Genomic DNA, 24,902 nt, shown 5'->3' on the forward strand with positions numbered 1-24,902 from the left:
CCCCCCCCCCCCCCCCCCCCCCCCCCCCCCCCCCCCCCCCCCCCCCCCCCCCCCCCCCCCCCCCCCCCCCCCCCCCCCCCCCCCCCCCCCCCCCCCGACTCTCCCGGGGACGGAGGTGCTCCTCCGGCGCGCTCGTGCTCTGCGTGCCCCGCGTACGCAGAGCACGAGCACGATCGACCTCAGCGCCGGCCGGCGTAGAGCCGCACCGGCGCGGCCCAGCTGCGCGGCACCTCGGTGACGTCGGACAGTCCCTCGCCGCGGAGCAGGTCCAGCAGCTCGGCCGGCTGCCACGGGTGCCCGCCGCTGCGCACCGTGCGCAGGTCGGTGAGCAGCTGCCCGAGCCGGTCCGGCCCGCCGGCGAACGTCCCGGCGAGCAGCCAGCCGCCGGGACGCAGCGCCCGGGCACCGCAGCGCAGCACCGCGGGGACGCCGTCCCGCCGCAGGAACGGCATCGGCAGCCAGACCACGTCGTAGGCCTCGGCCTCGTCGAGGGCCGCGGCGTCCTGCAGGCGCAGCTCGATGCGGTCGGTGAGCCCGGCGTCGGCCCGGTTGACCTTGGCGAGGTCGAGCGCCGGCTCGAAGACGTCGATGCCGGTGACCCGGACGTGCGGGTAGGCCTGCGCCAGCGCGATCGCCAGCCACCCGGTGCCGGTGCCGACGTCGAGCAGCGCGGCGCCGGGGCGGGCGAGCGACTCGGCCAGCCCCGGCAGCACCGGCTCGGCGGCCCGGACGGCGCCGGCGATGCCCATCGACAGCCGGCCGATGCTCTGCAGCAGCCGCTCGTCGACCCGGTCCCAGCCGCCGGCCCGCCCGGGGTCGTCCACCAGGTCGACCGCCTGCCGCAGCCACGTGCGGGCCAGCCCCACCACCGGACCCGCGGCCGCGGATCCCAGGGAGCTCCCGCCGATGAGCTCGGTCACGACGTCGGCGAGCACTGCCCGCACCGCCGGGTCGGCCGGCAGGTCCTCGGTCTCGATGCGGACGTGGGCGGCGAGCGCGGCCAGCGCGTCGGTGGCCACGCCGAGCTCCACCGCCCGGGTCATCAGTGCGTCGGCAGCCATGGCCGGCCCTCCGCGCCGGCCCCCGGGTGCGGGGGCGTGCCAGGTCAGCGTCCCGCCGTCCCGGGGCACGGGCAACGCCCTAGGACCCTGGTCGCGCCCCGCGCCGTCCCCGCAGGCTGGGGGACGTCTCGTCCGCCGAGGAGGCCGCCATGAGCCGCAGGGACATCGAGGCCCTGAACGACACGTTCGTCCAGGGCGTCGAGAAGCGCGACGCCGCGATGATGGGGTCGGTCTACGCGCCGGACGCCCGGTTGCTGCCGCCCGGGTCGCCGGCGGTGGACGGCGCGGCGGCGATCGCCGACTTCTGGAAGCAGGCGCTCGACCAGGGGGTCGACGGCGGGTCACTGACCACGTTGCTCGTCGAGGAGCGTGACGACCTCGCCGTCGAGGAGGGGCAGTTCCAGATCAAGGTGGGCGGCGCGGTCGTCGAGTCCGGCAAGTACGTCGTCGTCCACCGGCGGCAACCCGACGGCTCCTGGCGGTGGTGGCGGGACATCTTCAACTCCGACCGGCCACCGCCGAGCAGCTGAGCGCGGCCCTCAGGCCAGGTACCGCTGGAACCAGCCCAGCTGGGCCGGCGCCGACTGCTGGAAGGCCTCGCCGACGTAGGCGTCGAAGTGCCCGACCGGCAGCACCAGCAGCTCCTTGGGGTGCCGGGCCCGTTCGTAGAACTCGAGCGTCAGGTCGGCGACGGTCAGGTGGTCCTGCGCGGCGACGACGACCATCAGCGGGGTCGGCGCGATCTGGCCGATGTATGCGCCCGGCTCGTACTCGGTGAACATCTCCACCGAGCGCAGGGTGACCTCGTTGCGCCAGGTCGTGGCGCGGTCGAGGACGGGGCCGAGGAAGAAGTCGTGGCTGTCCTCGGTGGGCAGCGCGCAGGGCTCGTCGGGCTCCTTCTCCCAGGTCACCTGGATCATCCCCGGGTCCTCGCCGGCGTAGCGGGCGGCGCGGTCGGCGTCGAACATCTGCCGCAGCCCGGCGAAGGCGTCGGCGCGGATCAGCCGACGGGCGTTGGCCAGCCCGCTCACCAGCGGGACCTGCGAGACGACGCACCGCACCCGGCGGTCGAGGGCGCCGACCACGAGCACGTGCCCGCCGCTGTAGCTGGAGCCCCAGACGCCGATGCGCTCGGCGTCGCACCACGGCTGGCTCTGCGCCCAGGTGATCGCCGTCCGGTAGTCGCGGATCTGCTGCCACGGGTCCAGCTCGCCCCGGGGCGTGCCGTCGCTGGCGCCGACGTTGCGGTTGTCGTAGACGAGCACGCCCAGGCCGCCGGCGGCGAAGTGCTCGGCGAAGTCGTCCAGGTGCATCTCCTTGGTGGCGGAGAAGCCGTGGGCCATGACGACCAGCGGTGCGGGGCCGGCTCCGCCGTCGGGGGAGTAGTGCCACCCGCGGAGGGTCACGCCGTCCTCGGTCTTGAACTCGATGTCCTCGCGCATGGCGTCAGCGTCGGGGTCGGGGCGTCCGGCGTCGCGACGATCCGTGCAGGACCGCAGGCGATGCCTGCACCTCTTGTCGCACCGGCCTGCGCCGGGTTGGCTGCGCGGCGGGAGGACCCCATGACCCTGACCGCGGAACGGTGGCGCCCCGACGAGCTGAGCGGGGACGACGGCTTCCGTGCGGCGGTGTGCGACACCCACCTGCCGTGGGCCCTGACTCCCGGGGACCCCTTGCCCGGACCGGTCGACCTCGCGCGGTACCGGTTCGGCGACCTCACCCTCGTCGACTGCCGGTGCGGGCCGTGCGCGGGGTCCCGCGGCCGGGCGGAGCTCGCGGCGACGGACGACGACGTGGTCGGGGTGCTGTTCGTCCGGGAGGGGAGCGAGGAACTCGAGGTGGGCGGCGCGCGGGTCGTCGTCCGGCCCGGCTCGGCGCTGCTGTGGCGGGCCGACGAGCCGGTGCGCTTCCGGGTGCCGGGTCGGCTGCACAAGTGGACGCTGCTCGTGCCGTCGTCCCGGCTGCCCGGCGTGCGCTGCGGCCTGCTCGACCCGGCGGCCGCCGGCCTGCTGGCCGCGCTGCTCGGGACGACGCTGGCGCACGCCGGCGCACTCGACGGGCGGCTCGGGCAGCCGGTCGCCGACGCCGCCGTCGACCTGCTCGCCGGGGCGCTGACCCCGCCGCCGGCGGACGACGCCTGGGCGCGGGTGACCGCGTTCGTGGCGGCGCACCTGCGCGACCCCGGCCTGACCCCCGCGGCGGTGGCCGCCGGCGCCTACCTCTCGGTGCGCTCGCTGTACGCGCTGTGCGCCGCGCACGGGACGACCCCCGCCGGGTACGTGCGCCGCTGCCGGCTGGAGGGTGCGGCCCGCGAGCTGGTCCGGCGGGGGACCGCGGTGACCGTGGCGCAGGTGGCCTCGGCGTGGGGGTTCGGCGACCAGGCGACGTTCGGCCGCGGCTTCCGCGCCGCGTTCGGCCGGACGCCGGACCAGGTCCGCCGCGGTCAGGCGCCCTCGTCCTGAGGGCCACCGATCACGGCAGTTCGCGGGCCAACTGCTCGATGGGCTCGGACCAGGCCGACGGCGCCGTCCACACGAAGCTGTGGGCGCCGGGCACGGTGCGGAACCGTCCGTCGGGGGCCAGCTCGCTGAGCTCCTCCGCCCAGGCGTGCGTGCAGATCCGGTCCTGGTCCCCGTGGAGGACCAGCACGGGCACCGGCACCTGCGGCACGACGTCCTCGAGCGCGTCGGCCAGGTGGACCTGCAGCGCGTGCCGCACCCGGCGCAGGCCCGCCCGCTGTCGTTCGGGCGTGTGCTGCTCGTCGAGGCTCTTCGGCTCCAGCGCGTGGTTGCGGCGCCAGGCCAGCAGGATCCGCCGGGTGCTGCGGAAGGCCGGGTCCATCGTGGGGCTGGCGAGCACGAGGGCCCGGACCGACGGAGGATGCCGGGCCGCGACCCGGGCGGCCACCTGGGTGCCGCTGGAGTGTCCGACCAGGACGACCCGGTCGAGGCCGCTCGCGTCCAGCCACTGCGCGACGGCGTCGGCGAACTGCGGGACGTCCATGGGGTGCGGTGGCTCGCCGCTGCCGGAGAATCCGGGAAGCTCGACCAGGTGCACGCGGGTCCAGCGGCCGAGCTCGCACACGGCCGGCTGCAGGTAGTTGGCCACGGCCAGGCCGGGGACGACGACCACCTCGGGCACGCCCTGCCGCGGCGTGCCCGCCACCCGGCTGCGGAGCACCCCCCACGTGGTGGGCCGGTGCTCCAGCACGACCTCGGGCGGCACGGGGGCCGGCATGGCCTGACGCTAGCAACGCCTGCCGGGTGCGAGGGTGCGTCGTTGCTGGTTGACTCCGGCTGACGGCGAGCCGAGCCGTCCGGGACCGTCTTCCAGGGGAACGCCGTGGCGAGGACCGTCGCAGGCACGTCCAAGCAGTCGCTGGCGAGGGCGCTCGGTGCCGCAGGAGCGGCCTTCGGGCTGATCAGCGTCGTCGCGCCGCGCGCGGTGGCCCGCTCGTACGGCGTCCCCATCACCCCCGCTGGCCTGCAGCTGCAGCGGCTGTTCGGCAGCCGGGCGCTGGCGGTGACCGCCCTGGCGCTGACCGCGCGCACCGACGAGGAGGTCGACCGCGGGCTGGCCGTGGTGGCCGCCATGAACGCGGTCGACACGCTGACCGCGCTCGCGGCGGCTCGCCAGTCCGGACGGCGGACCTCGGTCACGGCGATCGCCAGCTCCCTGGCCTACGGTGCGGCCGCGCTGGCCATCCGGTCGTTGAAGGACTGACCACGGCCAAGCAGGGCCGCGGCTCGGGGCGGAACCGGGCTTCCGCCGGACGGCGCTGCCTGGGCCTGGTGACCCGCGGACGCTCCGTCTATGACAGTGAGTGCCCTGCGCACGCAGAGCGCGAGCGTCTGCAGGGACGCCCTCTCCCTGGGAGCTCGTGCTCTGCCCACCGTGGTGGGCAGAGCACGAGCGTCGTCGGGTGGTGGTCCGGCCGGGTGCCGCGGAGTCGTCAGACCGTCTCGGGCACCCGCAGGTGGGCGACGGCGAGGTCCATCTCGGCGACGTCCACGAGCTTGGCGCCCATGGCGCGGGCGAACTGCTCGCGCAGCGACCGCGCGTGCCGGCGCACCAGGCCGAGGGCCTCGCGGGTCTCGAAGCTGGTGACGCTGACTGTCCGCCCCTGCTTGCGGTCGACGAGCATGCTCAGGCTGCAGAAGCCGGGCAGCTCCTGGAGCTTGGGCATCAGGTTGCTGCGGTAGGCCTCGACCAGGTCGTCGATGTGGTTGTTCGGGATGCGGGCCCAGGTGACCTGCGCACCGGCGCCGTCCCCGGCCGGGCGCTCCCGGTGCAGGATGGCGATGTCCCACTGCGCGACGTCGGCGTGCGTGCCGCCGACGGTCTGCAGGAGCCGCTCCTGGATCGAGCGGTCTTCCTCCGCGGTGGCGCGCATGGCGCGCTCGTCGGCCCACGCCGTCGCCATGATGCAGCGGCCGCCGTCGTGGTCGGCGAGCACGGACATCCCGACGCAGCCCTCCGCCTGGGAGACCTTCGGGAGGACCTCCTCACGCAGGTACCTGACGCCGTCCCCGATGCTGTCTGGATTGCCTCGGATGCTGGTGGATCGCGCGAACAAGCGGCCACTCCTCCCGGTCGGGCGCTGTGATGGCGCTCACCTTCCCGCCCGCCGGTCGCAGGGGCAACCGGTCAGGCGGTGCCCTCCGCGGCGATCAGGTCGGCGACCTCCTGCGGACGCGTCGAGCAGTCGTCGTCCGAGGCCGGCTGGTCGGCGGCGAGACCGGTCAGGCCGAGGTCCTCGACCGGTTTGAAGCCGAGGCGCTCGAGGTGCCGCGGCACGCGGTTCTGCGCGTTGACGACGTGCGAGCGGGACAGCCAGCCCAGGCCGTCCGCGACGTCGAAGTCCATGCCGCCGCCGGGCGCGCGGCGGACGTGGCCGGGGGAGGGGAGCAGGCCGACGATCTGCACGGCCTGCGCCACGGGGAGCTCCTGCGGCGGCGTGTCGAAGTAGTACCAGCTGGCCGCGCAGACGCCGTAGAGCGCCGGCCCGAACTGGGCGTAGTTGACGTAGAGCTCGAGGATGCGGCGGGTGTCGATCAGGTAGGCGACCTCCATGGACAGGCCCGCCTCGACGCCCTTGCGCCAGGCGCTCATCTCCTGGTTGAGGAACAGGTTCTTCGCCAGCTGCTGGGGGATGGTCGAGCCGGTCGGGTCCTCCTCGCCGGCGAGGTGCGCCGACGCCCGGTCCATGAGCTCGCCCCACTCGAACGCGCCGGACCGGTAGGGCAGGTCGGCGTCCTCGTGCGCGACGACGGCGGCGAGGAAGTTGCGCGAGACGTGCTCGACCGGCACCGACTGCTGGACCACGTCGCCCGGGTTGGCGGCCATGAAGGCGGTCGTCGGCGGGTCCACCCAGCGCAGCGACAGGATCGCCACCGCCTGGACGACGGCGACGACGGCGAGCACGCGGGTGAGGCGCTTGGCCAGCCTGCGGCGGCGGCCCCGGGGTGCCGGCTCCGGGTGCTCGGGTCGGCTGCGGGGCGCCGGCACGTCGCGGCGCCACGCCCGGCGGCGCGGTCCCTCGGTCTCGGGCGCGGGGGCGTACGGGCCGGTCGCGGCGCCGTCCGCCGGGTAGCGGGGGTCGGGGACCCACGGGTCGTCCAGCGACCAGTCGGGCTGCGTGCGCCCGATGCGGCGGAAGCGGGCGGTGGGCCGGCGGTCCGGCGGGACGTGGGCCATGGGGCGGGCGATCTCCCTGGTCGACGAACCGTCATGGTACGACTACCGAGGGTCGTGACCGCTGAGTTCCGGGTCGCGTGCCGGTCTGGTCTGCATGCGAATGACGCAGCTGGACCTCGGGCCGCAGGCGGAGGTCGTGAAGCGGGTGGTGGCCGGCGTCCGCGACGACCAGCTCGACGCGCCCACGCCGTCCGACATCCCCGTCGCCGGCCTGCTCGACCACCTCGTGGGGCTGACCCACGCGTTCCGGATGGCCGCGGAGAAGACGCCGGTGCCGGGCGCCCCAGAGCCGTCCGCCGAGGACCTGGCGCCGGACTGGCGCTGCCGGATCCCGGCGCAGCTCGACGCCCTGGTGGCCGCGTGGCGCCGTCCGCAGGCGTGGGAGGGGACCGCCGAGGCCGGTGGGGTGACCATGCCCGCCTTCGTCGCCGCGGCCGTGGCGCTGGACGAGGTGCTGGTGCACGGCTGGGACCTCGCCGTCGCCACCGGCCAGGACTACGTGGCCGACGAGTCGTCGGTGGAGGCCTGTACGGGCTTCGCCGAGCAGGCCGCCGCCGGTCCGCCCCAGCCGGGTCTGTTCGGTCCGCCGGTGCCCGTGCCGGACGACGCCCCGCCGCTGCACCGGCTGCTCGGCCTCACCGGCCGCGACCCGAACTGGCGCCTACCCGGGCGGTGAGGTCGGTACCCGGGTCTCAGCGGACGCCGCAGATGCGGAGGGCTCCGTCCTCCTCGACGACCAGCATCTCGACCGGTGGCGACCCGTCGTCCGGCGAGATCACGAGCTCGACGGCGTGGGCCGCCGCGCGGTCGTCGTACCGGACGTCGCCCACGGTGATGTGCATGCCGGCGCGCAAGGCGGCCGTCTCCTCCGCAGCCGCGGCGCGTTCGCGGAAGTAGTTCGCGCGCGGCCCCAGGGTCAGCTGGTCCCGGTGGCAGAGCAGGTCCCACGACGTCGACCAGTCCTCGGCGTTGCCTGCGTCGATGAACGCCTGGACGGCCTCCCGCGGCGTGGCCGGACCCGACGTGGCAGCCCGGACGCCGACGAACGCGACCACCGACGCGAGCACGGCGAGGAGCACGCCGCCGATCAGCAGGGCCCGCCGGAGCCGCCGGCGGACGGGCGGGGTCGGGGGTGGCGACTGCGGTGCGGCGCCCCATCCGGCGGCAGAGGGCTCACCCGGCGCGTACGGCATCCAGCCAGTCGGCTGCGGGGACGTGGTGGAGCGCCCGTCGGTGATCCAGTCCGGCGCACTCACCGGGACGCCTTCCGCGGCAGGCCGTCGACCGTCCACTGGCGCAGCACGAAGAGGAGTCGGACCTCCTGGAGGGGCTCGACCCGCCCGCCGGCGGCCAGGTGCAGGCTCCACGAGCCGTCGAGGTCCGCGTCGAGGCGCTGCGAGAGCGCGTCGGCCCACGCGTGGTCGTCGGCGCTCTCGACCGCCTCGCCGGGCCGGCAGAGCGCCAGCGCGACGTGACCGTCGTCCTCGAGCGGTGCGGAGGCGAGGTCGAGGAGACCGCGGACGAACTGGTCGTCGGGACGCGCCGCGACGTCCTCGATGGGGAGCAGGACGGGGGACTGCCGGCCGTCCGGGGCCAGCCACGTGACCCAGAGGGTGCGGCGGTCGAAGAACAGCGGTGAGAGCAGCGCGACCCAGCGTCGGGTCAGCGCGAGGGACGAGCGGATCGGGACCTCGGCGAGCGGTGGCAACGTCATGCGGTGCACCGTGACAGGAGCCGCCGTCGGCGATCGGGGTTTTCCACAGGGGCGCTCGGTGTGCGAGGTCCTCACGACGACCTCCTCATGGCCACAGCTCCGGTACCGGCGAGCCCCCCCGAGATGCGGGAACGCGCGGGACGTCGTCCTCCACGGGTGCGCCCGAGCCGGTGGGACGCTGCCCGCAGCGGGGGTGGCACCACCAGGAGGCACCCGATGGGCCAGGTGTACCTGCACCGGTTCGCCTACCGCGACGGCGTCAGCAAGGCCGAGCTCGACGCGGCGTGGGCCGAGGCGTTCCGGTCGTTCGCGAAGTCCGGCAACTGGGGCGGGGTCGAGAGCGGCGTGAGGCACCACAAGACGTGGGGCACCAGCTGGGGTGGCTACATCCTGGTCGAGGTGGACGACCCCGAGGCGTTCACGCGGTACCAGACCCACCACCTGCAGGAGTACGGGCACGTCGTCCACATCACGTACGAGCCGCTCTACGACATGGACGAGGCGTTCGCGAGCACCGTCGCCGCACTGCGCTGACCCGGCTCAGAACCGGAGGCCGGCGGCCAGGCTGGACTCGGGGACGTGGACGACGGCGTCGAACGCGTCGACGACCGGCGTGGTGAGGTAGGCGGAGTCCAGGTAGCCGCGCGCTGCCTGCGCCTGGGTCGTGCCCGCAATGCCGGTGGCGATCTCGACGGCGGGATCGAGCATTTGGCGGGCGTCGGGGTCCACCGTGTCGAGGTAGCCGGCGAGCGGGTGCAACGACGGCAGCAGCGAGCCGGCGGCGGAGGGGACGTCGATCCCGGTGAAGCGCACCGCGGGAGCGTGCGTGCGCAGCCAGCGGAACATCGCGCGCACCCCGGCCGGCCGGGCCGTGCCCGACGGGATGCACTCCTCGGCGAGCCGGGGCAGCTCGTCGTCCGGCCGCTGGCCCTGCAGCCACTCGTCGAGCGCGAAACCCTCGCTGAACCCGGACTCGTAGGCGAGGACGGTGAAGCCGTACCGCTCGACGAGGAACCGGAGCACGCGGTGCCGCAGCCGGGCGAACTCGCTGGTGAAGTGCGCGTTCTCGCTGAGGGCGACCACCCGGGCCGAGCCGATCACGTCGCGCAGCGGCTCGAGGTCGTCGAGCGGCGCGTCGGGGTCGAGGCCCGTCAGCCCGGAGACGCGGAACGTCATGCAGCCGACGCTAGGAGCCCTCGACCCAGGCGCAGGCGGTTTCGGCGCCGCGGCGGAGGGGTCAGCGGATGGCGAAGTAGACCCGGTCCTCGTCGTCGAAGGAGAAGAGCGGCTCGATGAACAACAGTGCCCCGTCGATGGCCGCCGGCGGCACGTCCATGCAGACCTGGAAGGACGCGGACCCGCCCGGGTTGAGGGTCGGTGCGTCGCCGGCGCCGTTCGGCAGTACCGCTCCGCAATCGAAGTTGTCGTACTGCCGTGCGTCGGTTCCGTTGAAGACGTACGAGAGGTCCCACAGGACGTGCCCCTCGTCGTCTCCGACGTACTGCGCGTCCACCTCGATGATGACGTAGCGCCCGGTCGGCGGGTCGTTGAACTGGTTCGCGTCGTCCACGACGGCGTCCCCGTCGAGGTTCACGGAGGTCACCGCGACGAGGTAGTCGTCGACCTCCGCACGCTGCCCCAGCGGTACGGGCGCCGCACCCGAACCCGGCTGGGCAGCGGCGGGCGGGGGTGCAGGCGCGGACGTCGAGGACCGAGGCGCCTCGGACGTCGTCTGCGGGGCCGGGACGGTGACGGTCGGCGGTGACGGGTCTGCTGCGACCACGCCGGGGCCGCTCGACCGGATCAGCACGATGACGGCGGCGAGCACGGCGACCAGGGCGGTCACTCCACCGATCACGAGCGCCACGGACACCCGTGACCCCGGCTGCGAAGCCGCCGGGTACTGCTGGCCGGGGTGCGGCTCGCCCGGCGCGTTGCCGAACCAGGGCTGCGGCGGGGTGTTGCCCGCCCAGGGCTGCGGTGCGCCGCGCCAGGGGTCCGACTCGTACCCGTGCTGATCCGACACGCTCACACCCCCGCTTGGTTCTGCTCGGTCGTGGACGCTAACGGCCGATCACCCGCCGTCAGCGCCGAGCGAGGAGGCGTCTGCTCCGTTGGAGGGAAGGGGCGCGCGTCAGCGCCCGGGTCTCAGCCGACCACGAAGGCGGTCGCCTGCGGACCGTCGGCGTCGATGCACACGCCGGTCACCGTGACCGCCCGGCCGTCGGCGGCGGGTGCGACCGCGCCGAGGACGGCGGTGCCGTCGCACAGCTTCACCTCGCCGACCCGCTCGCCGGAGTCGAGGTCCACCGTGACCAGCTCGGCCGGGTACTGCAGGTCGGCCAGCGGCACCGAGGCGGTGCGGCCGTCCTGGGCGACGGCGAGGTCGAGGGCGGAGTCGCCGGCGCCGTCCAGGCCGGTGGAGGTGCGCAGCCCGCCGTCCACCACGGTGACCAGCCGGCCGACGGCGCGGGCCGCGCCCAGGTGGACGGTGGCGACGGCCGTGCCGTCCGCGGTGACCTGCAGAGCGGCGGGGGAGCTGGGGCGCTCGGGCACGAGCTCGACCGGCTCGCCGTCGGGCCGCAGGTCGGGGCCGTAGAAGGCGAGCGCCGCGCCGGTGCCGCCGGCCGGGCGGTCGACGACGAGCAGGGCAGCGAGGCCGTCGGGTGTGAGCGCGAGGCGGGTGGCGGGTGCCTTGGTCGAGCGGGTCACAGCGCCGGTCGCGACGTCGACGGCGGTGAGGCGCCCGTCGCCGGCGAGGTAGAGGGTGCCGTCGTCGAGGACGGCGGCGTCGGGCGGTCCGCCGTCGAGGGGCCTGACGCTGGGCTCCTCGGTGGGCGGGACGGTCACCAGGTCCTCCCCGGCGATCACCGCCGTGCCGTCGGGGGCGACGGCGAGCCGTGACTGCGGCGGGACGGCGAGGATCGGTGCGGCCGTCGCGCGTGCTGGACCGTCCTGGCCCGGCGTGATCCGCACCAGCCAGCTCGAGTCCTCGTCGCCGACGAGCGCGACCGGTGCGCCGTCCGGACCGGGCGCGAGGTCGTACAGGCGGACGTCGGCGCCGACGGCCGCCTCCAGGTCGAGCGTCGCCAGGACGGTGGGCGCCGGGTCCGGGGGAGCGGGTCCGCTGCCGGTGCACGCGGGGAGGGACAGGGCGAGCGCCAGCGCCGCGGCGGTACGGCGGCGGGCGGGCATGTCGGCTCCGGGCGACGGGGAGCCCGAGCGTGCGCCGCAGGTGTGACCAGCGCAACCGCCAGTCGTGACGCTGGTGGGGCGGGTGTGACGACGCCTTCCGTCCGGGGGACCGGACTGCCGATGAGCCACCTGAGGCGACGGCAGATCCTCGACCCCCCGTCGCCGCGGAGGTGACACCGGATGGCTCGACTCGAGCGGTTCGGGAACGGCCTGGCGGTGCTGGGCGGCGCGCGCCCTGACGTGCTGGAGGCGGCGCCCGGTGCCCGGCCGCGGTTCCTCGCGCTGGGCGGCGTCCTGCTGAGCACGGGTGGCCTCGCCGTCCTGTCGGCGGCGTTCGCCGTCCACATGGCGCTGGGCGTGTGGTGGCCGTTCGCGCTGCTCGTGGGCCTGGGCTGGGGCACGGTCATCGTCAACCTCGACCGGATGCTGCTGGTCGGGATGGCGCACGACGCGTCCCTCAAGCGCAACCTGGTGATGGCGGTGCCGCGGGTCGGGCTGGCGCTGGTGCTGGGCGTCGTCGTCGCGACGCCGCTGACGCTGCAGGTCTTCCACAAGGAGATCGACACCGAGATCGTCACGATGCAGGCCGAGGCGGCCGACGCCTACCGGACCTCGCTCGAGACGGACGCGCGGTTCGCCGGCCTGCCGGAGCTGCGGGAGAAGATCGCCACCCAGGAGCAGATCGTCGCGACCGGGGGCGAGAGCGACCCCGCGCTCGCGGCGGTGCACGACGACGTCACGGCCAAGCAGGCCGCCTACGACCAGGCGCTGGCCACGTCGCAGGAGCTCGAGGCCAAGGCGCAGTGCGAGCTCGACGGCACCTGCGGCACCGGCGACGCCGGCACCGGGACGGCGTACGTGCAGGCCCGTGCCGCCGCGGACGCGCAGGCCGCGGTGGTGGCCTCGGCGAAGTCGGAGCTGGACGCGGCGGTGGCGGCGGCGTCGTCCGCGGAGGCGCGGTCGGCCTCGCAGGCTGCGACGTCGCTGGAGAGCGACCGGGCCGAGTACGAGCGGCTGACGGCGGAGCAGACGCGGCTGCAGGCGTCGTTCGACGGGACCAACGAGGGGTCGGGCGGGATCCTCGCGCGGCTGGAGGCTCTGGACCGGCTCAGCGAGTCCAACGGCACCCTCTGGGCGGCCAAGACGATGCTGTCGCTGCTGTTCATGTGCATCGAGCTCCTGCCGGTGCTGATGAAGCTGCTGCTCAACTTCGGCCCTCCCTCGGCCTACGACAGGCTCGCGGCGCTGCGTGACTCCGGAGACCTCGAGGTCGCGGAGCTGGAGGAGGACTCGCGGCTGGTCGTGGCGCGCGAGAAGGAGGAGCTGCTCCTCATGGCCGAGCGCGAGCGGATCGAGCGGCAGAAGGAGACGATCCGGGCGCGTCAGCGGGCGGCCGAGGCGGCGGCGCTGGCCGAGCGCATGGCCGCCGTGGCGCCTGCACCGGCCTCCGCCCCTGCGGTCCCCGAGCCGCGGCAGCTGTCGGACACCGGGCCGATCCGCCTGGCCCGCGCCGCCGCCCGGACCGTCAACTCCGTGCGCCGGCGGCCGTCCGACCGGGTGCCCGCCGGGGTCTGACCTCGCCCTCGTCCGACCGGCCCCTCCGTGGTCTGATGCCCTCCGGGTGTCGGCCGGCGGAGGAGCCGGTCGCGTTCGGAGGGAGTGCTCGTGGCTGCTGGCTCCGGTTCCGGTGAGGTGCTGCTCGACGTGGACGGCGGCGTCGCGGTCGTGACGCTGAACGCGCCGTCCCGACGCAACGCGCTGACGCCGTCGATGGCCTCCGAGCTGATCGGGCTCTTCGACGAGGTGGACGCGCGGCCGGAGGTCGGCGCGTTGGTGGTCCGCGCGGTGGGCAAGTCGTTCTGCGCCGGCGGGGACATCGCGACGCTGACCGCCGCCGGCCGCGATCCGGCCGAGCCCTCTGCCTACGAGGGGATGTCGGCGATCTACGACTCCTTCTACCGGCTGGGCCAGGTGCGCGTGCCGACCGTCGCCGCCGTCCGTGGGTCGGCGGTGGGCGCCGGGATGAACATGCTCCTGGCGACCGACCTGCGGATCGTGGCGTCCGACGCCCGCCTGCTCTGCGGGTTCCTCAAGCGCGGGATGCACCCGGGCGGCGGGCACTTCGTGATCCTGTCCCGGCTGATCGGCCGCGAGGCCGCGGCGGCGATGGCGCTGTTCGGCGAGGAGGTCTCCGGTGCCCGGGCCGCTTCGGTGGGGCTGGCGTGGGAGGCGGTGGACGACGCTGCTGTCGAGGACCGCGCGCTGGAGCTGGCGGCCCGCGTGGCGGCGGACCCGGAGCTGGCGCGGGTGGCGGTGGGCAACTTCCGCCGCGAGGTCGTGGACGGCGCGGTGAGCTGGGAGGTGGCGTCCCAGTTCGAGCGGCCGGCGCAGATGTGGTCGATGCGCCGGTCCGCCTCGGACTGAGGTCTCGCCGTCAGGTGCTCGGGCCGGCGTCCGTGGGGACGGGGAGCGTCAGCGTCTCGGTGGTCGTGCCGGTGAAGCAGGTCCCCAGCTCGTCGACGCAGTACTGGGCGCTGACGTTGATGGTCGTCGGCAGCGGCAGGAACACCCGCAGCGCCCCGAGGGAGGTCGTCGTCCAGGTCGTGGGCGTGCTGGAGCACTGCACGAGGGGGTCGACGAAGAAAAAGTCGCGCGCGATGTCCAGGCCCTGGACCTGCGCGATGTCCCCGAAGACGGCCGCCTCGACCGGGGTGCTGCAGGTGACCGTGCCGGTGACGTCGACGGTTCCGGGTGCGCTGCCGATCTCGGCCGACTCGAGCGTCACCTCGATCGTCTGCAGCTGCTGGACGGGAACGGGCGGCGTGACGGGAACGGGTGGCGCGGCGAGCGCGGGCTGTGCGACGAGCGTCGTCGCAGCGGCGACGACGCCCAGCACCAGGGCACGGCGGCTGGGGTGTGCGGACATGGCTGCCTCCGAGCGGACACGCGGGCGGGGTGGGCAGGTGCGGGCGTCAGGGTCCTCGCGACCGTCTCGCTCCGTCCATCGTGCCGTTGACGGTCCGTGAGGCGTCGGTTGCGCCGTGACCCACGGTCAGGGGCTGCTGCCCGCCGTGGCGGTCCACTCCAGCCACGCGGCACCGGGGTGGGCGCGGCCCAGCACGGTGCCGCGCCGCTCGCCGTCCCGGACGCTCACCCGGCCGATCACGCCGAAGACGCCGCCGTCCCGGTTGTCGCGCAGCCAGTCGGGCGGGACGTCGAGGCCCTGCACGGTCCCGCTTGCGGCCGGTCCGAGCGGGACGAGCGGGTCGACCGAGATCCACTCGAGGTCGCGGTCCCGGCCGATCCGGGTGACGGCCTCCCGGAAGGCGGCGAGGCGCTCCGGCGGCAGGAACACGTGGACGTAGGTGTCGACCAGGCAGAGCAGGGTGTCCGGCGGGACGGCGTCGACCACGGCGGGCAGCACCTCGAGGAGGTCCCCGCGCAGGGTCGGCGGGGGGTGCTTCCGGGCCACCTCGACCGCGGCGGCGAACCGGCTGACGGTCGAGAAGCTCGTCGTCCTCGGCGATCGCGGTGAACGTGGCGGCGGTCAGCCACCAGCTGGGCGGGGCGTCCGGCGGGGACCAGGCCGCCGCGATCGAGCGGGCCTGCTCGGCGACCGTCGCTCGCGGGTTCACGTCGGCAGGCTCGCCCTGGGCGCTCGTTGGCTGAGGTCAGACGGTCTCGGGCACCCGGAGGTGGGCGAAGACCAGCTCCATCTCCGCGACGTCGAGGATGTCGACGCCCATCACCCTGACGCTCTCCTCCCGCAGCATGCGGGCCTGCTCCCGGGACCCCTCGAGGGCGGCGCGGCTCTCGAACACGGCGGTGCCGACGGCGCGGCCGCTGTCGCGGTCGACCAGCATGCTGAGGCTGCAGAAGCCGCGCATCTCCTGGATCCGCGGCATGACCCTGGCGCGGTACATGTCGAGCAGCTCGTCGGCCCGGCTCGGGTCGGTGCGGAGCCAGGTGATCCGGCAGCAGGCGCCGTCAGGCGCCTGGTGCTCGCGGTGCAGGACGGCGATCTCCCACTCGCGGACCTCCGGCTCGCCGACGCCGGCCCCGAAGCGCTCGACCATCGCCTCGCGCATGGGGTGGACGTGCTGGTCGCTGGCCTGCATGGCCTGCCGGTCCTCCCAGGCGGAGGTGGCGATGTACTTGCCGCTGTCGCGGTCGCACATCATGGACAGGCCGATGCAGCCGTCCATGTCACGCATCGCCGGCCAGACCTCGTCGCCCATGTAGGCGACGGCCTCGTCCATAGACGCCGGGTAGACCATCAGGATGGTGGAACGGGCGTACATCTCCCGGCTCCTCTCGTGCCGTCCAGCCGTGCCGTCACGGGCGAGCGTCCTCGCCCTGGGGCGGCGGACGACGGTGCCGGAAGTCCCGTTCTCCGTGCCCGGGCGTGGCCGGGGTTCCCGGCCCGGTCTGGTGAGGGCCGGTGGCCGTCGAGGTCACGTCGGCGTGCTGCCGACGGCGTGGTAGCCGGGCAGCCACCGCCGGGCCTCGGCGTCCACCGCGACGGTGGCGCCGAGGGAGCACAGGACGCCGACCAGCTCGGCGGCCACCCGCTGGAGCAGCAGGTAGTGCGGCGGGATGGTCAGCCGGCGCTGCGTGCGGGCGGCGGCGCTGAGCGGGTCGGAGGCGCGGCGGGTCTGCTCCTGCATCCAGCGGCGGGTGAACCGGTACTCCGGGCTGCGCAGCGGCTGGAAGTAGGGGTCGAGCAGGTCGAGCAGGGCTGTCGGCGTGACCTTGTCCGGCTCGATCAGGTTCGCGGAGGCGGCGATGCGGTGCAGGGTGGCGGCGTCGCCGTCCCGGCCGGCGGCGAGCAGCGGGCCGAGCCGGTCGGGCCAGCCGTGCGGCATGGCCTGGGTGGAGCCGAAGTCGAGGACGGCGAGCCGGCGGTCGGGGAGGAGACGGAAGTTGCCGGGGTGCGGGTCGCCGTGCACCCGGTGGGCGCGTGCCGGGCCGGAGGCGAGCAGGCGGACGAGGAGCCGGCCGGCGTGGTCCCGGTCGTCCTGGGGGCCGTCGGCGATGACGCGGGACAGGGGCGTGCCGCCGACCCACTCGCTGACCAGTACCTGGCGCTGGACCCTGAGCACGTCGGCTACGCAGATGTCCGGGTCGTCGCGGTAGGCGTCGGCGAAGTCTCGCTGTGCCTGGGCTTCCCTCTGGTAGTCGGCCTCCTCGGTGAGCCGCTCGCGCAGCTCGGCGAACAGCTGCCGGACGTCGAGACTGGGCGCGGCCGCCTTCATGACTGGTGACAGGACCTGGAGCGTGCCGAGATCGGCGACGAGCGCCTCGCCGGCGCCGGGGTACTGGACCTTCACGGCGACCGGCCTGCCGTCGCGCCAGGTGGCGCGGTGCACCTGCCCGATGCTGGCCGCCGCGACGGGCTGGTCGTCGAAGTCGCGGAGGACGTGGCGCCAGTCCCGGCCGAGCGATGTGGCGAGTTGCTCGTGGACCCGCGCGGTCGGCATGGCCGGCGCCGCCTCCTGCAGCCGGACCAGCGTCTCCCGGTAGGGGCCGGCCAGCTGCTCGGGCAGCGCGGACTCCATCGCCGACAGCGCCTGGCCGACCTTCATGGCGCCGCCCTTGAGGTGGCCGAGCGTGGCGAACAGCTGCTCGGCGGTGCGCTGCTGCACCTGCGCGGCGACGACCTCCGCGGGACGGCCGCCGATCCGCTTGCCGACCCCGAGGGCGGTGCGCCCGGCGTAGGCGGCCGGCAGCGCGGCGAGTCGCGCCGTTCGGGCGAGGCGACCCCGTGTCGGCCGGCCGTCCTCCTCGGAAGCCACCAACGGACGGTAACGCCGCCGGCGGCCGTGGTTGTCCGGACCTCGCCGTTCCACGTGGCGAGCGGAGGTGGCCGCCCTCCGCTCGCCACTGGACTTCGTCGTCAGCCGGGCCACCGTTCGGCAGCACGATGACTTCTCGCTTGATGGGTCACGTTCGTGCGCTCGGTGCAGGGCTGCGCGGTCAGTCCTCGTCGCCCTCGTCCAGCTCGCGCACGGCAGCACGGAAGGCGTCGGCGGACGCGTCGACCGCGGCCAGCGCGTCGTCCGTGAGCTCCTGCCGGAGGCCGCGCTCGGCGTGCCCGTGGCGGATCAGGTCGCGGAGCAGCTCCGGTGCGCGGTCGAGGTGCGGCGTGCCGGGGGCGAGGAACGTGCGCTCGGGATCCAGCAGCCGGCGGACGTTGTCCCGGCTCCAGACGAGTGGATCGCCGATGCCGTTGCCGCTGCCCGCCGCCAGCACCTCGTCCACCAGCCACCGCAGGTCCTCGTTCGCCCACGGGCCACCGAACGGACCGGCGAGGAAGCCGTCGGCGAGCTCGTCGAGCTCGTCCGACGACAGCTCCTGCAGCACGGAGCCCTGGCCGCCCTCGGGGAGCAGCGACAGCATCCACTCGACCAGCGCGCGGGACTCGGCCAACGTCTCGGACCCGACCCGCCCGGGGCCGAGGTCGAGCTCGGCGAGGGCCTCGGCGATGCGGGCGCGCGCGTCCGCGGGAGGGATGTCGCGCACGCGGAGGTCCGGGTCGGCGTCGTCGGCCAGCAGCTCGACCACCGAGGTGAGCGCGGACTCCGCGACGTACCCGTCGGTGGCGACGGCGCCGAGCTCGTTGTCGATGTGGACGACGGCGGTGAGGGGGTGGCCGCCGGGCACGGTGACGCCCACGAGCAGCTCGTCGGCGTCCCGGAACACCGTGCTGACCTCGACCGCCCGGTCGACCGGCTCGGTGCGGTCGAGCTCCACGAGCCAGCGGGGGAGCACGTGCCCGCGCTCGGCGATCTCGCGGCGCACCCGCCGGCGCAGCTCGGCGTCGACGGTGAGGGTGGCGATCGCCAGGAGGGCGGCCGACGTCTCGACCCGGTCGACGGCGGAGAAGCTGCGGACCAGGTCTTCGAGCACGGCGCCGGGGTCGTCGTCGGAGGCGGCCACGGAGAGCAGCAGGCCGACGACGCCGAGCAGGGGCCCGGGAGTGGGGGAGTCGATGCCCTCGCGCAGGGCGTCCATCAGCTCGGTCTCGGGCGACGTCCGTCGCTGCTGCGGACGGCGGGACCTCGCTCGCTTGCTCTTCGGCATCGACGATGACGCTACTGCGGTCCGTCGGCGCGAACGGCGTCCGGACGAGCGGCTGTGGACGAGCGGTCCCCGTGTCCCCTGGCCGCCGTAGCCTCGGGCGCGTGCTGGATGAGCTGCGGTCGGCGCTCACCGACGCAGTCGTCCGCCGCTCGGTCGGCGACCAGGCCTGGCTGCGCGGGGCCGCGTACGCACGCGAGGGCCGGGTCTCGGAGGTCTCCTCGTTCCGCGCGACCGGCCGGGTCGAGGGCGTGGTGGCCGGCAGCCAGGGGCGGGTCTACCGGACGGTGGCCGAGTACGACGGCGCCGAGCGCCGGTGGTGGGGGAGTGCAGCTGCCCGGTCGGCCTCGACTGCAAGCACGTCGCCGCGCTGCTCGTCGCGGCCCGGCGGACCCTGGCGCCGGCCGGCGCGTCCCGCACGCCGGACTGGGAGATCGCGCTTGCCGACCTGCAATCCGCTCCGCCGGCCGGTTCGGGCGCGGGCACCCCGATCGCCCTGCAGTTCGACGTCGAGAGGGCGGCGAACCGCCGCACCGGCGCGGCCGACGTGTCGGTACGGCTGCGCCCGGTCGTGCCCGGCCGGAACGGCCGCTGGATCCGCACGGGCGTGTCGTGGCGGACCCTGGCCTACGACTGGGCGGGGCAGCGCAACCCGGCGCACGTCGACGCGCTGCAGGGGCTGCACCGGGCGCACCGGGCGGCCGACGAGGGGGCCGGCTCCGGCTGGTCCTACGGCTCCGCCGACGTGCCGGTGCGGCTCGAGGAGTTCGGCCCGGAGCTCTGGCCCGCGCTCCAGCGGGTCGTCGACGAGGGCGTGACCCTCCTGACCACGCGCGGCGGCGCCGTCTCGGTCGTCCCCGAGCCGGGCGCGCTCGCCGTGGACGTGCGTCGAGAGGGCGAGGCCGGCCTGCGGGTGGAGCCGGTCGTCGACCTGGGCGACGACGTCAGCATCCCGGCTGCGGCGGGGCTGCTGCTCGGCAGCCCGCCGCACGGCATCGCGCTCCTCCCAGGCGTCGACGGGCTGCCGGAGGAGGTCGTCCCGCCCGACGGCCTGGCCCTCGTCCCGGTGCAGCGGGTGCCGCGGCAGGTGGAGAGGCTGGTCGCCGGCGGTCCCGTGCGGGTGCCGGCGGCCGACCGCGCCCGGTTCCTCACCGACTTCTACCCGGCGCTGCGCCGTGCCCTGCCGGTGCGCTCGTCCGACGGGTCGGTGGAGCTGCCCGAGGTGCTGCCGCCGCAGCTGTGCCTGTCCGTCGAGCACGCGCCGGGCCACCGGGCCCGGCTCACCTGGTCGGTGCTCTACCGGACGGGGGACGACGTCCGGCGGGTGGCCCTGGCTCCGGGCAGCCCGGACGCCGGCCGCGACGGCGCCGCGGAGGACCGGCTGCTGCGTGCGCTGCCCGTGCCGCCGGACCGGCTGCTGCGGATCTGGCACGTCGGCGCGCACCCGCGGCCGGTGCCGGTCGCCGAGCTGCCGGGCGTGGACGCCGCCGTCCTGACGACCGAGTTCCTGCCCCGGCTGGCCGACGCCGGCGTGCTCGTCGAGGTGACCGGGGAGGCGCCGGACTACCGGCGGACCGAGGCTGATCCGGTCGTGAGCGTGTCCGCCACGGGCGGTGAGGACGGTGACTGGTTCGACCTCGGCGTGACGGTCACCGTGGACGGCGAGGACATCCCGTTCGCCCCGCTGTTCGCGGCACTGGCGGCGGGGGAGGAGTTCCTGCTGCTGCCCAGCGGCACCCTGTTCGACGTCCGCCGCCCGGAGCTGGACCGGCTGCGGAAGCTGATCGACGAGGCGAAGGCGCTGCAGGAGGCCGACGGCTCGGGGCTGCGGATCAGCCGCTACCAGGCCGGGCTGTGGGACGAGCTGGTCGAGCTCGGGGTCGTGGCCGAGCAGAGCGAGCGGTGGGCGCGTGACGTCCGGACGCTGCTGGACGTCGACGACGCGGCGCTCCCCGCGGCGCCGGCCGGGCTGGCCGCGCAGCTGCGGCCGTACCAGCTGCAGGGCTACCAGTGGCTGTCGGTGCTGTGGGACGCCGGGCTCGGCGGGGTGCTCGCCGACGACATGGGCCTGGGCAAGACGCTGCAGACCCTGGCGCTGGTCTGCCGGGCGCAGGAGGCCGGGGAGCTGACCGCGCCGGTGCTGGTCGTGGCGCCCACCAGCGTGGTGTCGAACTGGGCGCGGGAGGCGGCCCGGTTCGCGCCCGGCCTCGTCGTCCGCACCGTCGAGGCCACCGGCCGCAAGCGGGGCACGTCCGTGGCCGAGGCGGTCGAGGGCGCCGACCTGGTCGTCACCTCGTACACGCTGCTGCGGCTGGGCGAGGAGGAGTACCGCGCGCTGCCGTGGAGCGGGCTGGTGCTCGACGAGGCGCAGTTCGTGAGGAACCACCAGGCCAAGACGTACGCCGCCGCGCGACGGCTGCCCGCGCGGTTCAAGCTGGCGATCACCGGGACGCCGGTGGAGAACAACCTGATGGACCTGTGGTCCATGCTCTCGATCGTCGCGCCCGGGCTGTTCCCCAGCCCGAAACGGTTCACCGAGCACTACCGGACGCCGATCGAGCGGGGCGGGGACGCCGAGGTGCTGGCCCCGCTGCGGCGGCGCATCCGGCCGCTGATGCGCCGCCGCACCAAGGAGCAGGTGGCCGCCGAGCTGCCGCCCAAGCAGGAGCAGGTGCTCGAGGTGGCGCTCACCCCGAAGCACCGCAAGGTCTACGACACCCACCTGCAGCGAGAGCGTCGCAAGGTGCTCGGCCTGGTCGACGACCTGCAGTCCAACCGGTTCACCATCTTCCGGTCGCTGACGTTGCTGCGGCAGCTCGCGCTCGATCCGGCGCTGGTGGACGACACCTACGCCGGCATCGGGTCGAGCAAGGCCGACGCGTTCCTCGAGCACCTGCAGGAGGTGGTCGCCGAGGGGCACCGCGCGCTGGTCTTCAGCTCGTTCACCGGCTTCCTGGGCACGGTCCGCGGGCGGCTGGACGCGTCAGGGTTGCCGTACGCGTACCTCGACGGCAGCACCCGCGACCGGCAGCGGGTGATCGACTCGTTCCGTTCCGGTGAGGCTCCGGTGTTCCTGATCAGCCTCAAGGCCGGCGGGTTCGGGCTGAACCTGACCGAGGCCGACTACGTGTTCGTGCTCGACCCGTGGTGGAACCCGGCGGCGGAGGCCCAGGCGGTCGACCGCACCCACCGGATCGGCCAGGACAAGACCGTGATGGTCTACCGGCTGGTCGCCGCAGACACCATCGAGCAGAAGGTCCTCGCGCTGCAGGAGCGCAGGCGCGACCTGTTCGCCCGGGTGCTGGATGACGACGGCGGTGCGCTTTGCGGCGCGCTGACGGCCGAGGACATCCGCGGCCTGTTCGCTTGAATGCCGGCCCGCCTTCTGCAGGGGCCCGCAGCGATCTGGGGGCCCTTCAGACGTGGATGACGCGGAGCCCGGCGAGGTGGGCGAGGACGTCGAAGTCGGCGTCCTGGCTCACGACCGGGACGTCGTGGGCGAGCGCGGTGGCGGCGATCCAGGTGTCGTTGACGTTCATCCGCCTGCCCGATTCGGCGATGCGCAGTCGGAGCTCGGCCCACGCATCGGCAACCGGCGCGTCGATCGGTAGCGGGTTCAGGTCGGCGACGGTCTGCAGGGTGGTGAGCCGGCGGGATCGCACCGACAGGTCCGAAGCGGCGAGGACGCCGGCGCGCAGCTCCGCGTAGGTGATCACCGAGACGGCGACCTCGTCCGGCAACCGCGCGACGTCGAGTCCCCGACCTTCGCGGGCGATGAACACGCTGGTGTCCAGTAGGCCGCGAGTCACTCGATCGGCCCGAGTTCGTCCATTCTGCCGGAGAGGGCCCGGAGCTCGTCGCCGAGAGCAGGATCGGCCTGAATGCTCGCGAGCCGTTCGACCAGGAATGACCTGCTGGTCCAGTGCGACCGGCGGCTGCGGAGCGGCCCGAGCTCCGCGACCGGCTCACCATTGACCGTGATCTGCACGAACTCACCCGCGGCGGCGCGACGCAGCACGCCGGCGGTGTCGTTCCGCAACTCACGCGAGGCGACCTTCACGGCTACAAGCGTAGCACTTCCGTAGCACACCACGGCCGCGATGGAAGGTCTCGGCGACCACGCCATCAGCGGCGAACCGTGAGCCGACGCCGGCCGCCGCAGCGAGCAACGGGGCGGTCGGTGGCTGGGGCTCAGACGGTTTCGGGCACCCGGAGGTGTGCGAAGACGAGGTCCATCTCCGCGACGTCGAGGATGTCGACGCCCATCACCCTGACGCTCTCCTCCCGCAGCATGCGGGCCTGCTCCCGGGACCCCTCGAGGGCGGCGCGGCTGGCGAACACGGCGGTGCCGACGGCGCGGCCGCTGTCGCGATCGACGAGCATGCTGAGGCTGCAGAAGCCGCGCATCTCCTGGATGCGCGGCATGACCCTGGCGCGGTACATGTCGAGCAGCTCGTCGGCCCGGCTCGGGTCGGTGCGGAGCCAGGTGATCCGGCAGCAGGCGCCGTCGGGGGCCTGGTGCTCGCGGTGCAGGACGGCGATCTCCCACTCGCGGACCTCCGGCTCGCCGACGCCGGCCCCGAAGCGCTCGACCATCGCCTCGCGCATGGGGTGGACGTGCTGGTCGCTGGCCTGCATGGCCTGCCGGTCCTCCCAGGCGGAGGTGGCGATGTACTTGCCGCTCTCGCGGTCGCACATCATGGACAGGCCGATGCAGCCGTCCATGTCACGCATCGCCGGCCAGACCTCGTCGCCCATGTAGGCGATCGCCTCGTCCATAGACGCGGGGAAGACCATCAGGATGGTGGAACGGGCGTACATCTCCCGGCTCCTCTCATGCCGTGCGGCCGTGCTGTCACGGGCGAGCGTCCTCGCCGCGGGTCGGGGGACGACGGTGCCGGAAGTCCCGTTCTTGAACAGCTCCGGGGGCATCCCAGAGCCTCCACTGGACCGGGGCGGGTCAGCATTGCCACGGAGGCGCACGGTCTGGCCTGCTGCACTGCTGTGCAACGGCATCTGAGCCCCTGACCCGGGTCTACAACCGGGTTGCCGCGGCTGCGTGGAGCCGCGGGCTGCTCAGGAGGCGACGTAGCCGGCGAGCGATCGACCCGAGTCGCGTCAGCGTGAGGTCCGCACCGTCCTCCCGGGAAGCGGCGTCACGGCCTTGACCGTCCCCTGGGCTCAAGGACTGACGCCTGGGAGCCGATGAAGAGGCTGACGCCCCGGCGCCTTGCAGAGGGGCGCACGGCGACCGTTCTGCACAGAACGTGCACTTAGCAGACGAGGAATCGCGTTGGTCACGCTTGTCTTTCTCCACGGCGTCGGCGGGGCTGAGCGCCGCGAGCACTGGCTCGACCCGCTGAACGTTCGCCTACTCGAGCTCGGATACTCACAGCTACGGGCATCCTCTGGGGACACGATCGTCTCGCCGTCGTACGTGGTGGCTAAGGCCGAGGGTGCGACCGAGCCGCCCATCACCTATCAGCCTTCGAGCTGAACTACCGGACGACGGCGCAGACGCTGCGCTACGCCGTCGGTGTCCTCCAGGGCGACGACTTCGTCGACCTCGAGGACGCGCCGGAGAACTCCGGCCACTACCGGTCGGCGCGGAGTGGGCCGAGCCCCCGTCTCGTCGAGTGCACCACGCTCACCGAGGAGCTGGACGCGGCCGCCAAGACGGTGAACGAGTGGCTGGGGAGCGGAGTCGTCCCCGAGGCGATCGGCATCCTCGTCCGTGACGCGCAGCAAGCCGGCCAGGTCAGCCGGGGGCTCGCCGATCGTGGTGTCGAGGTGCGCCTGGTCGACCAGGGCGCGCTGAAGCAAGGGCAGCCGCTGGTCATGACGATGCACCGCGCCAAGGGCATGGAGTTCGCGCGGGTGCTGCTGTTCGGGATCAACGAGCGCCTGATGCCGGCTGAGTACCTGCTGCGCGACCTCCCAGAGGCCGACCGCGCGGACGCGCTCACGCGGGAGCGGTCACTCTTGTATGTCGCGGCGACCCGTGCTCGGGACGAGCTGGTGATCAGTACGAGCGGTCATCGAAGCGAGTTCCTCCCCGCTGTTCAGATGTAGATCACCAGCACACGCAGGAGATGGCGCTCCTGCGTGTGCTCAGGCTCGCCCGAACGGATCGACTCCCTGCTCGGCTGCGGCAT

General features: G+C 74.4%; 26 protein-coding genes and 1 pseudogene. 9 read left to right on the forward strand and 18 right to left on the reverse strand.

Annotated elements, in window-relative coordinates; translation table 11 throughout:
* Positions 1–179 precede the first annotated feature (179 nt).
* Positions 180–1,061: an SAM-dependent methyltransferase gene (locus ACI782_RS06640; protein WP_456907355.1), complete on the reverse strand. Its 882-nt coding sequence runs from the start codon at positions 1,059–1,061 to the stop codon at positions 180–182.
* 149 nt (positions 1,062–1,210) lie between these two features.
* Here ACI782_RS06640 and ACI782_RS06645 point away from each other — a divergent pair, with 149 nt between their 5' ends.
* Entirely contained in the window at positions 1,211–1,591 is a 381-nt protein-coding gene (locus ACI782_RS06645; protein ID WP_456907357.1) for a YybH family protein, read from the forward strand.
* Positions 1,592–1,600: 9 nt separating this feature from the next.
* On the opposite strand, the gene ACI782_RS06650 is transcribed toward ACI782_RS06645, so the two are convergent.
* Entirely contained in the window at positions 1,601–2,503 is a 903-nt protein-coding gene (locus ACI782_RS06650) for an alpha/beta hydrolase (RefSeq protein WP_456907359.1), read from the reverse strand.
* 120 nt (positions 2,504–2,623) lie between these two features.
* Here ACI782_RS06650 and ACI782_RS06655 point away from each other — a divergent pair, with 120 nt between their 5' ends.
* Positions 2,624–3,523 (forward strand): helix-turn-helix domain-containing protein, encoded by a 900-nt coding sequence (locus ACI782_RS06655; protein ID WP_456907361.1) that lies wholly within the window; start codon positions 2,624–2,626, stop codon positions 3,521–3,523.
* 10 nt (positions 3,524–3,533) lie between these two features.
* Here the strand turns inward: ACI782_RS06655 and ACI782_RS06660 are convergent, their stop codons facing one another.
* Positions 3,534–4,298, reverse strand: coding sequence for an alpha/beta fold hydrolase (locus tag ACI782_RS06660; RefSeq protein WP_456907363.1), 765 nt, complete (start codon positions 4,296–4,298; stop codon positions 3,534–3,536).
* A gap of 105 nt (positions 4,299–4,403) precedes the next feature.
* Here ACI782_RS06660 and ACI782_RS06665 point away from each other — a divergent pair, with 105 nt between their 5' ends.
* Positions 4,404–4,784, forward strand: coding sequence for a hypothetical protein (locus ACI782_RS06665; RefSeq protein ID WP_456907365.1), 381 nt, complete (start codon positions 4,404–4,406; stop codon positions 4,782–4,784).
* 229 nt (positions 4,785–5,013) lie between these two features.
* Here the strand turns inward: ACI782_RS06665 and ACI782_RS06670 are convergent, their stop codons facing one another.
* Together ACI782_RS06670 and ACI782_RS06675 are read right to left on the reverse strand one after the other, a co-directional pair.
* On the reverse strand, positions 5,014–5,637 hold the full coding sequence (locus ACI782_RS06670; RefSeq protein WP_456907367.1) for a hypothetical protein: 624 nt from the start codon (positions 5,635–5,637) through the stop codon (positions 5,014–5,016).
* A 71-nt stretch (positions 5,638–5,708) separates the two neighbouring features.
* Positions 5,709–6,758 carry a transglycosylase domain-containing protein gene (locus ACI782_RS06675; RefSeq protein ID WP_456907369.1) on the reverse strand — a complete coding sequence of 350 codons (1,050 nt, stop codon included), beginning with the start codon at positions 6,756–6,758 and terminating at the stop codon, positions 5,709–5,711.
* A 100-nt stretch (positions 6,759–6,858) separates the two neighbouring features.
* Between ACI782_RS06675 and ACI782_RS06680 the strand changes: the two genes are divergently transcribed.
* The gene (locus tag ACI782_RS06680; RefSeq protein ID WP_456907371.1) at positions 6,859–7,434 is read left to right on the forward strand and encodes a TIGR03086 family metal-binding protein; all 576 of its coding nucleotides are present in this window, start codon (positions 6,859–6,861) and stop codon (positions 7,432–7,434) included.
* 16 nt (positions 7,435–7,450) lie between these two features.
* Here the strand turns inward: ACI782_RS06680 and ACI782_RS06685 are convergent, their stop codons facing one another.
* Both ACI782_RS06685 and ACI782_RS06690 read right to left on the reverse strand, forming a co-directional pair.
* Entirely contained in the window at positions 7,451–8,014 is a 564-nt protein-coding gene (locus tag ACI782_RS06685) for an Rv0361 family membrane protein (RefSeq protein WP_456907373.1), read from the reverse strand.
* On the reverse strand, positions 8,011–8,472 hold the full coding sequence (locus ACI782_RS06690) for a hypothetical protein (protein WP_456907375.1): 462 nt from the start codon (positions 8,470–8,472) through the stop codon (positions 8,011–8,013). The genes ACI782_RS06685 and ACI782_RS06690 overlap by 4 nt, the downstream gene beginning before the upstream one ends.
* 216 nt (positions 8,473–8,688) lie before the next feature.
* On the opposite strand from ACI782_RS06690, the gene ACI782_RS06695 reads away from it, so the two are divergent.
* Entirely contained in the window at positions 8,689–9,006 is a 318-nt protein-coding gene (locus tag ACI782_RS06695) for a DUF3303 domain-containing protein (protein ID WP_456907377.1), read from the forward strand.
* A 6-nt stretch (positions 9,007–9,012) separates the two neighbouring features.
* Here ACI782_RS06695 and ACI782_RS06700 read toward each other — a convergent pair whose 3' ends face one another.
* The 3 genes from ACI782_RS06700 to ACI782_RS06710 all read right to left on the reverse strand — a co-directional run bounded on the left by ACI782_RS06700 (position 9,013) and on the right by ACI782_RS06710 (position 11,667).
* On the reverse strand, positions 9,013–9,648 hold the full coding sequence (locus ACI782_RS06700) for an erythromycin esterase family protein (protein ID WP_456907379.1): 636 nt from the start codon (positions 9,646–9,648) through the stop codon (positions 9,013–9,015).
* Between the two features lie 61 nt (positions 9,649–9,709).
* Positions 9,710–10,498 (reverse strand): hypothetical protein, encoded by a 789-nt coding sequence (locus ACI782_RS06705; protein ID WP_456907381.1) that lies wholly within the window; start codon positions 10,496–10,498, stop codon positions 9,710–9,712.
* 122 nt (positions 10,499–10,620) lie between these two features.
* A complete protein-coding gene (locus ACI782_RS06710; protein ID WP_456907383.1) occupies positions 10,621–11,667 on the reverse strand; it encodes a hypothetical protein in 1,047 nt (348 codons plus the stop codon).
* A gap of 180 nt (positions 11,668–11,847) precedes the next feature.
* Here ACI782_RS06710 and ACI782_RS06715 point away from each other — a divergent pair, with 180 nt between their 5' ends.
* Positions 11,848–13,242: a DUF4407 domain-containing protein gene (locus tag ACI782_RS06715; RefSeq protein ID WP_456907385.1), complete on the forward strand. Its 1,395-nt coding sequence runs from the start codon at positions 11,848–11,850 to the stop codon at positions 13,240–13,242.
* A gap of 90 nt (positions 13,243–13,332) precedes the next feature.
* A complete protein-coding gene (locus ACI782_RS06720; protein ID WP_456907387.1) occupies positions 13,333–14,091 on the forward strand; it encodes an enoyl-CoA hydratase/isomerase family protein in 759 nt (252 codons plus the stop codon).
* Positions 14,092–14,101: 10 nt separating this feature from the next.
* Here ACI782_RS06720 and ACI782_RS06725 read toward each other — a convergent pair whose 3' ends face one another.
* From ACI782_RS06725 to ACI782_RS06745, 5 genes and pseudogenes are all read right to left on the reverse strand, one after another.
* Complete coding sequence (locus ACI782_RS06725) at positions 14,102–14,593, reverse strand: hypothetical protein (protein ID WP_456907389.1); 492 nt, start codon at positions 14,591–14,593, stop codon at positions 14,102–14,104.
* Positions 14,594–14,719: 126 nt separating this feature from the next.
* Positions 14,720–15,151, reverse strand: a pseudogene (locus ACI782_RS06730) (DUF2332 family protein); the annotation flags it as partial.
* A 187-nt stretch (positions 15,152–15,338) separates the two neighbouring features.
* Positions 15,339–15,968, reverse strand: coding sequence for an antibiotic biosynthesis monooxygenase (locus tag ACI782_RS06735; protein ID WP_456907391.1), 630 nt, complete (start codon positions 15,966–15,968; stop codon positions 15,339–15,341).
* A gap of 153 nt (positions 15,969–16,121) precedes the next feature.
* Positions 16,122–17,462: an ABC1 kinase family protein gene (locus tag ACI782_RS06740; RefSeq protein WP_456907393.1), complete on the reverse strand. Its 1,341-nt coding sequence runs from the start codon at positions 17,460–17,462 to the stop codon at positions 16,122–16,124.
* Positions 17,463–17,643: 181 nt separating this feature from the next.
* The gene (locus ACI782_RS06745; protein ID WP_456907395.1) at positions 17,644–18,750 is read right to left on the reverse strand and encodes a hypothetical protein; all 1,107 of its coding nucleotides are present in this window, start codon (positions 18,748–18,750) and stop codon (positions 17,644–17,646) included.
* A gap of 316 nt (positions 18,751–19,066) precedes the next feature.
* Between ACI782_RS06745 and ACI782_RS06750 the strand changes: the two genes are divergently transcribed.
* Positions 19,067–22,117 (forward strand): SNF2-related protein, encoded by a 3,051-nt coding sequence (locus tag ACI782_RS06750; RefSeq protein WP_456907397.1) that lies wholly within the window; start codon positions 19,067–19,069, stop codon positions 22,115–22,117.
* Between the two features lie 46 nt (positions 22,118–22,163).
* Here ACI782_RS06750 and ACI782_RS06755 read toward each other — a convergent pair whose 3' ends face one another.
* The 3 genes from ACI782_RS06755 to ACI782_RS06765 form a co-directional block, all read right to left on the reverse strand.
* Positions 22,164–22,556: a PIN domain-containing protein gene (locus ACI782_RS06755; protein ID WP_456907399.1), complete on the reverse strand. Its 393-nt coding sequence runs from the start codon at positions 22,554–22,556 to the stop codon at positions 22,164–22,166.
* Positions 22,553–22,807 carry a type II toxin-antitoxin system Phd/YefM family antitoxin gene (locus ACI782_RS06760; RefSeq protein ID WP_456907401.1) on the reverse strand — a complete coding sequence of 85 codons (255 nt, stop codon included), beginning with the start codon at positions 22,805–22,807 and terminating at the stop codon, positions 22,553–22,555. The genes ACI782_RS06755 and ACI782_RS06760 overlap by 4 nt, the downstream gene beginning before the upstream one ends.
* 131 nt (positions 22,808–22,938) lie before the next feature.
* The gene (locus ACI782_RS06765; protein ID WP_456907403.1) at positions 22,939–23,568 is read right to left on the reverse strand and encodes an antibiotic biosynthesis monooxygenase; all 630 of its coding nucleotides are present in this window, start codon (positions 23,566–23,568) and stop codon (positions 22,939–22,941) included.
* A gap of 672 nt (positions 23,569–24,240) precedes the next feature.
* On the opposite strand from ACI782_RS06765, the gene ACI782_RS06770 reads away from it, so the two are divergent.
* The gene (locus tag ACI782_RS06770) at positions 24,241–24,819 is read left to right on the forward strand and encodes a 3'-5' exonuclease (RefSeq protein ID WP_456907780.1); all 579 of its coding nucleotides are present in this window, start codon (positions 24,241–24,243) and stop codon (positions 24,817–24,819) included.
* Positions 24,820–24,902: the final 83 nt, after the last annotated feature.

This window comes from Geodermatophilus sp. SYSU D00703, assembly GCF_054050155.1.

Bases quoted from the DNA above. Each gene is read 5' to 3' on its own strand.
- ACI782_RS06640 (WP_456907355.1), bottom strand. From the start codon at position 1,061: ATGGCTGCCGACGCACTGATGACCCGGGCGGTGGAGCTCGGCGTGGCC.
- ACI782_RS06645 (WP_456907357.1), top strand. From the start codon at position 1,211: ATGAGCCGCAGGGACATCGAGGCCCTGAACGACACGTTCGTCCAGGGC.
- ACI782_RS06650 (WP_456907359.1), bottom strand. From the start codon at position 2,503: ATGCGCGAGGACATCGAGTTCAAGACCGAGGACGGCGTGACCCTCCGC.
- ACI782_RS06655 (WP_456907361.1), top strand. From the start codon at position 2,624: ATGACCCTGACCGCGGAACGGTGGCGCCCCGACGAGCTGAGCGGGGAC.
- ACI782_RS06660 (WP_456907363.1), bottom strand. From the start codon at position 4,298: ATGCCGGCCCCCGTGCCGCCCGAGGTCGTGCTGGAGCACCGGCCCACC.
- ACI782_RS06675 (WP_456907369.1), bottom strand. From the start codon at position 6,758: ATGGCCCACGTCCCGCCGGACCGCCGGCCCACCGCCCGCTTCCGCCGC.
- ACI782_RS06680 (WP_456907371.1), top strand. From the start codon at position 6,859: ATGACGCAGCTGGACCTCGGGCCGCAGGCGGAGGTCGTGAAGCGGGTG.
- ACI782_RS06690 (WP_456907375.1), bottom strand. From the start codon at position 8,472: ATGACGTTGCCACCGCTCGCCGAGGTCCCGATCCGCTCGTCCCTCGCG.
- ACI782_RS06695 (WP_456907377.1), top strand. From the start codon at position 8,689: ATGGGCCAGGTGTACCTGCACCGGTTCGCCTACCGCGACGGCGTCAGC.
- ACI782_RS06700 (WP_456907379.1), bottom strand. From the start codon at position 9,648: ATGACGTTCCGCGTCTCCGGGCTGACGGGCCTCGACCCCGACGCGCCG.
- ACI782_RS06710 (WP_456907383.1), bottom strand. From the start codon at position 11,667: ATGCCCGCCCGCCGCCGTACCGCCGCGGCGCTGGCGCTCGCCCTGTCC.
- ACI782_RS06715 (WP_456907385.1), top strand. From the start codon at position 11,848: ATGGCTCGACTCGAGCGGTTCGGGAACGGCCTGGCGGTGCTGGGCGGC.
- ACI782_RS06725 (WP_456907389.1), bottom strand. From the start codon at position 14,593: ATGTCCGCACACCCCAGCCGCCGTGCCCTGGTGCTGGGCGTCGTCGCC.
- ACI782_RS06735 (WP_456907391.1), bottom strand. From the start codon at position 15,968: ATGTACGCCCGTTCCACCATCCTGATGGTCTACCCGGCGTCTATGGAC.
- ACI782_RS06745 (WP_456907395.1), bottom strand. From the start codon at position 18,750: ATGCCGAAGAGCAAGCGAGCGAGGTCCCGCCGTCCGCAGCAGCGACGG.
- ACI782_RS06765 (WP_456907403.1), bottom strand. From the start codon at position 23,568: ATGTACGCCCGTTCCACCATCCTGATGGTCTTCCCCGCGTCTATGGAC.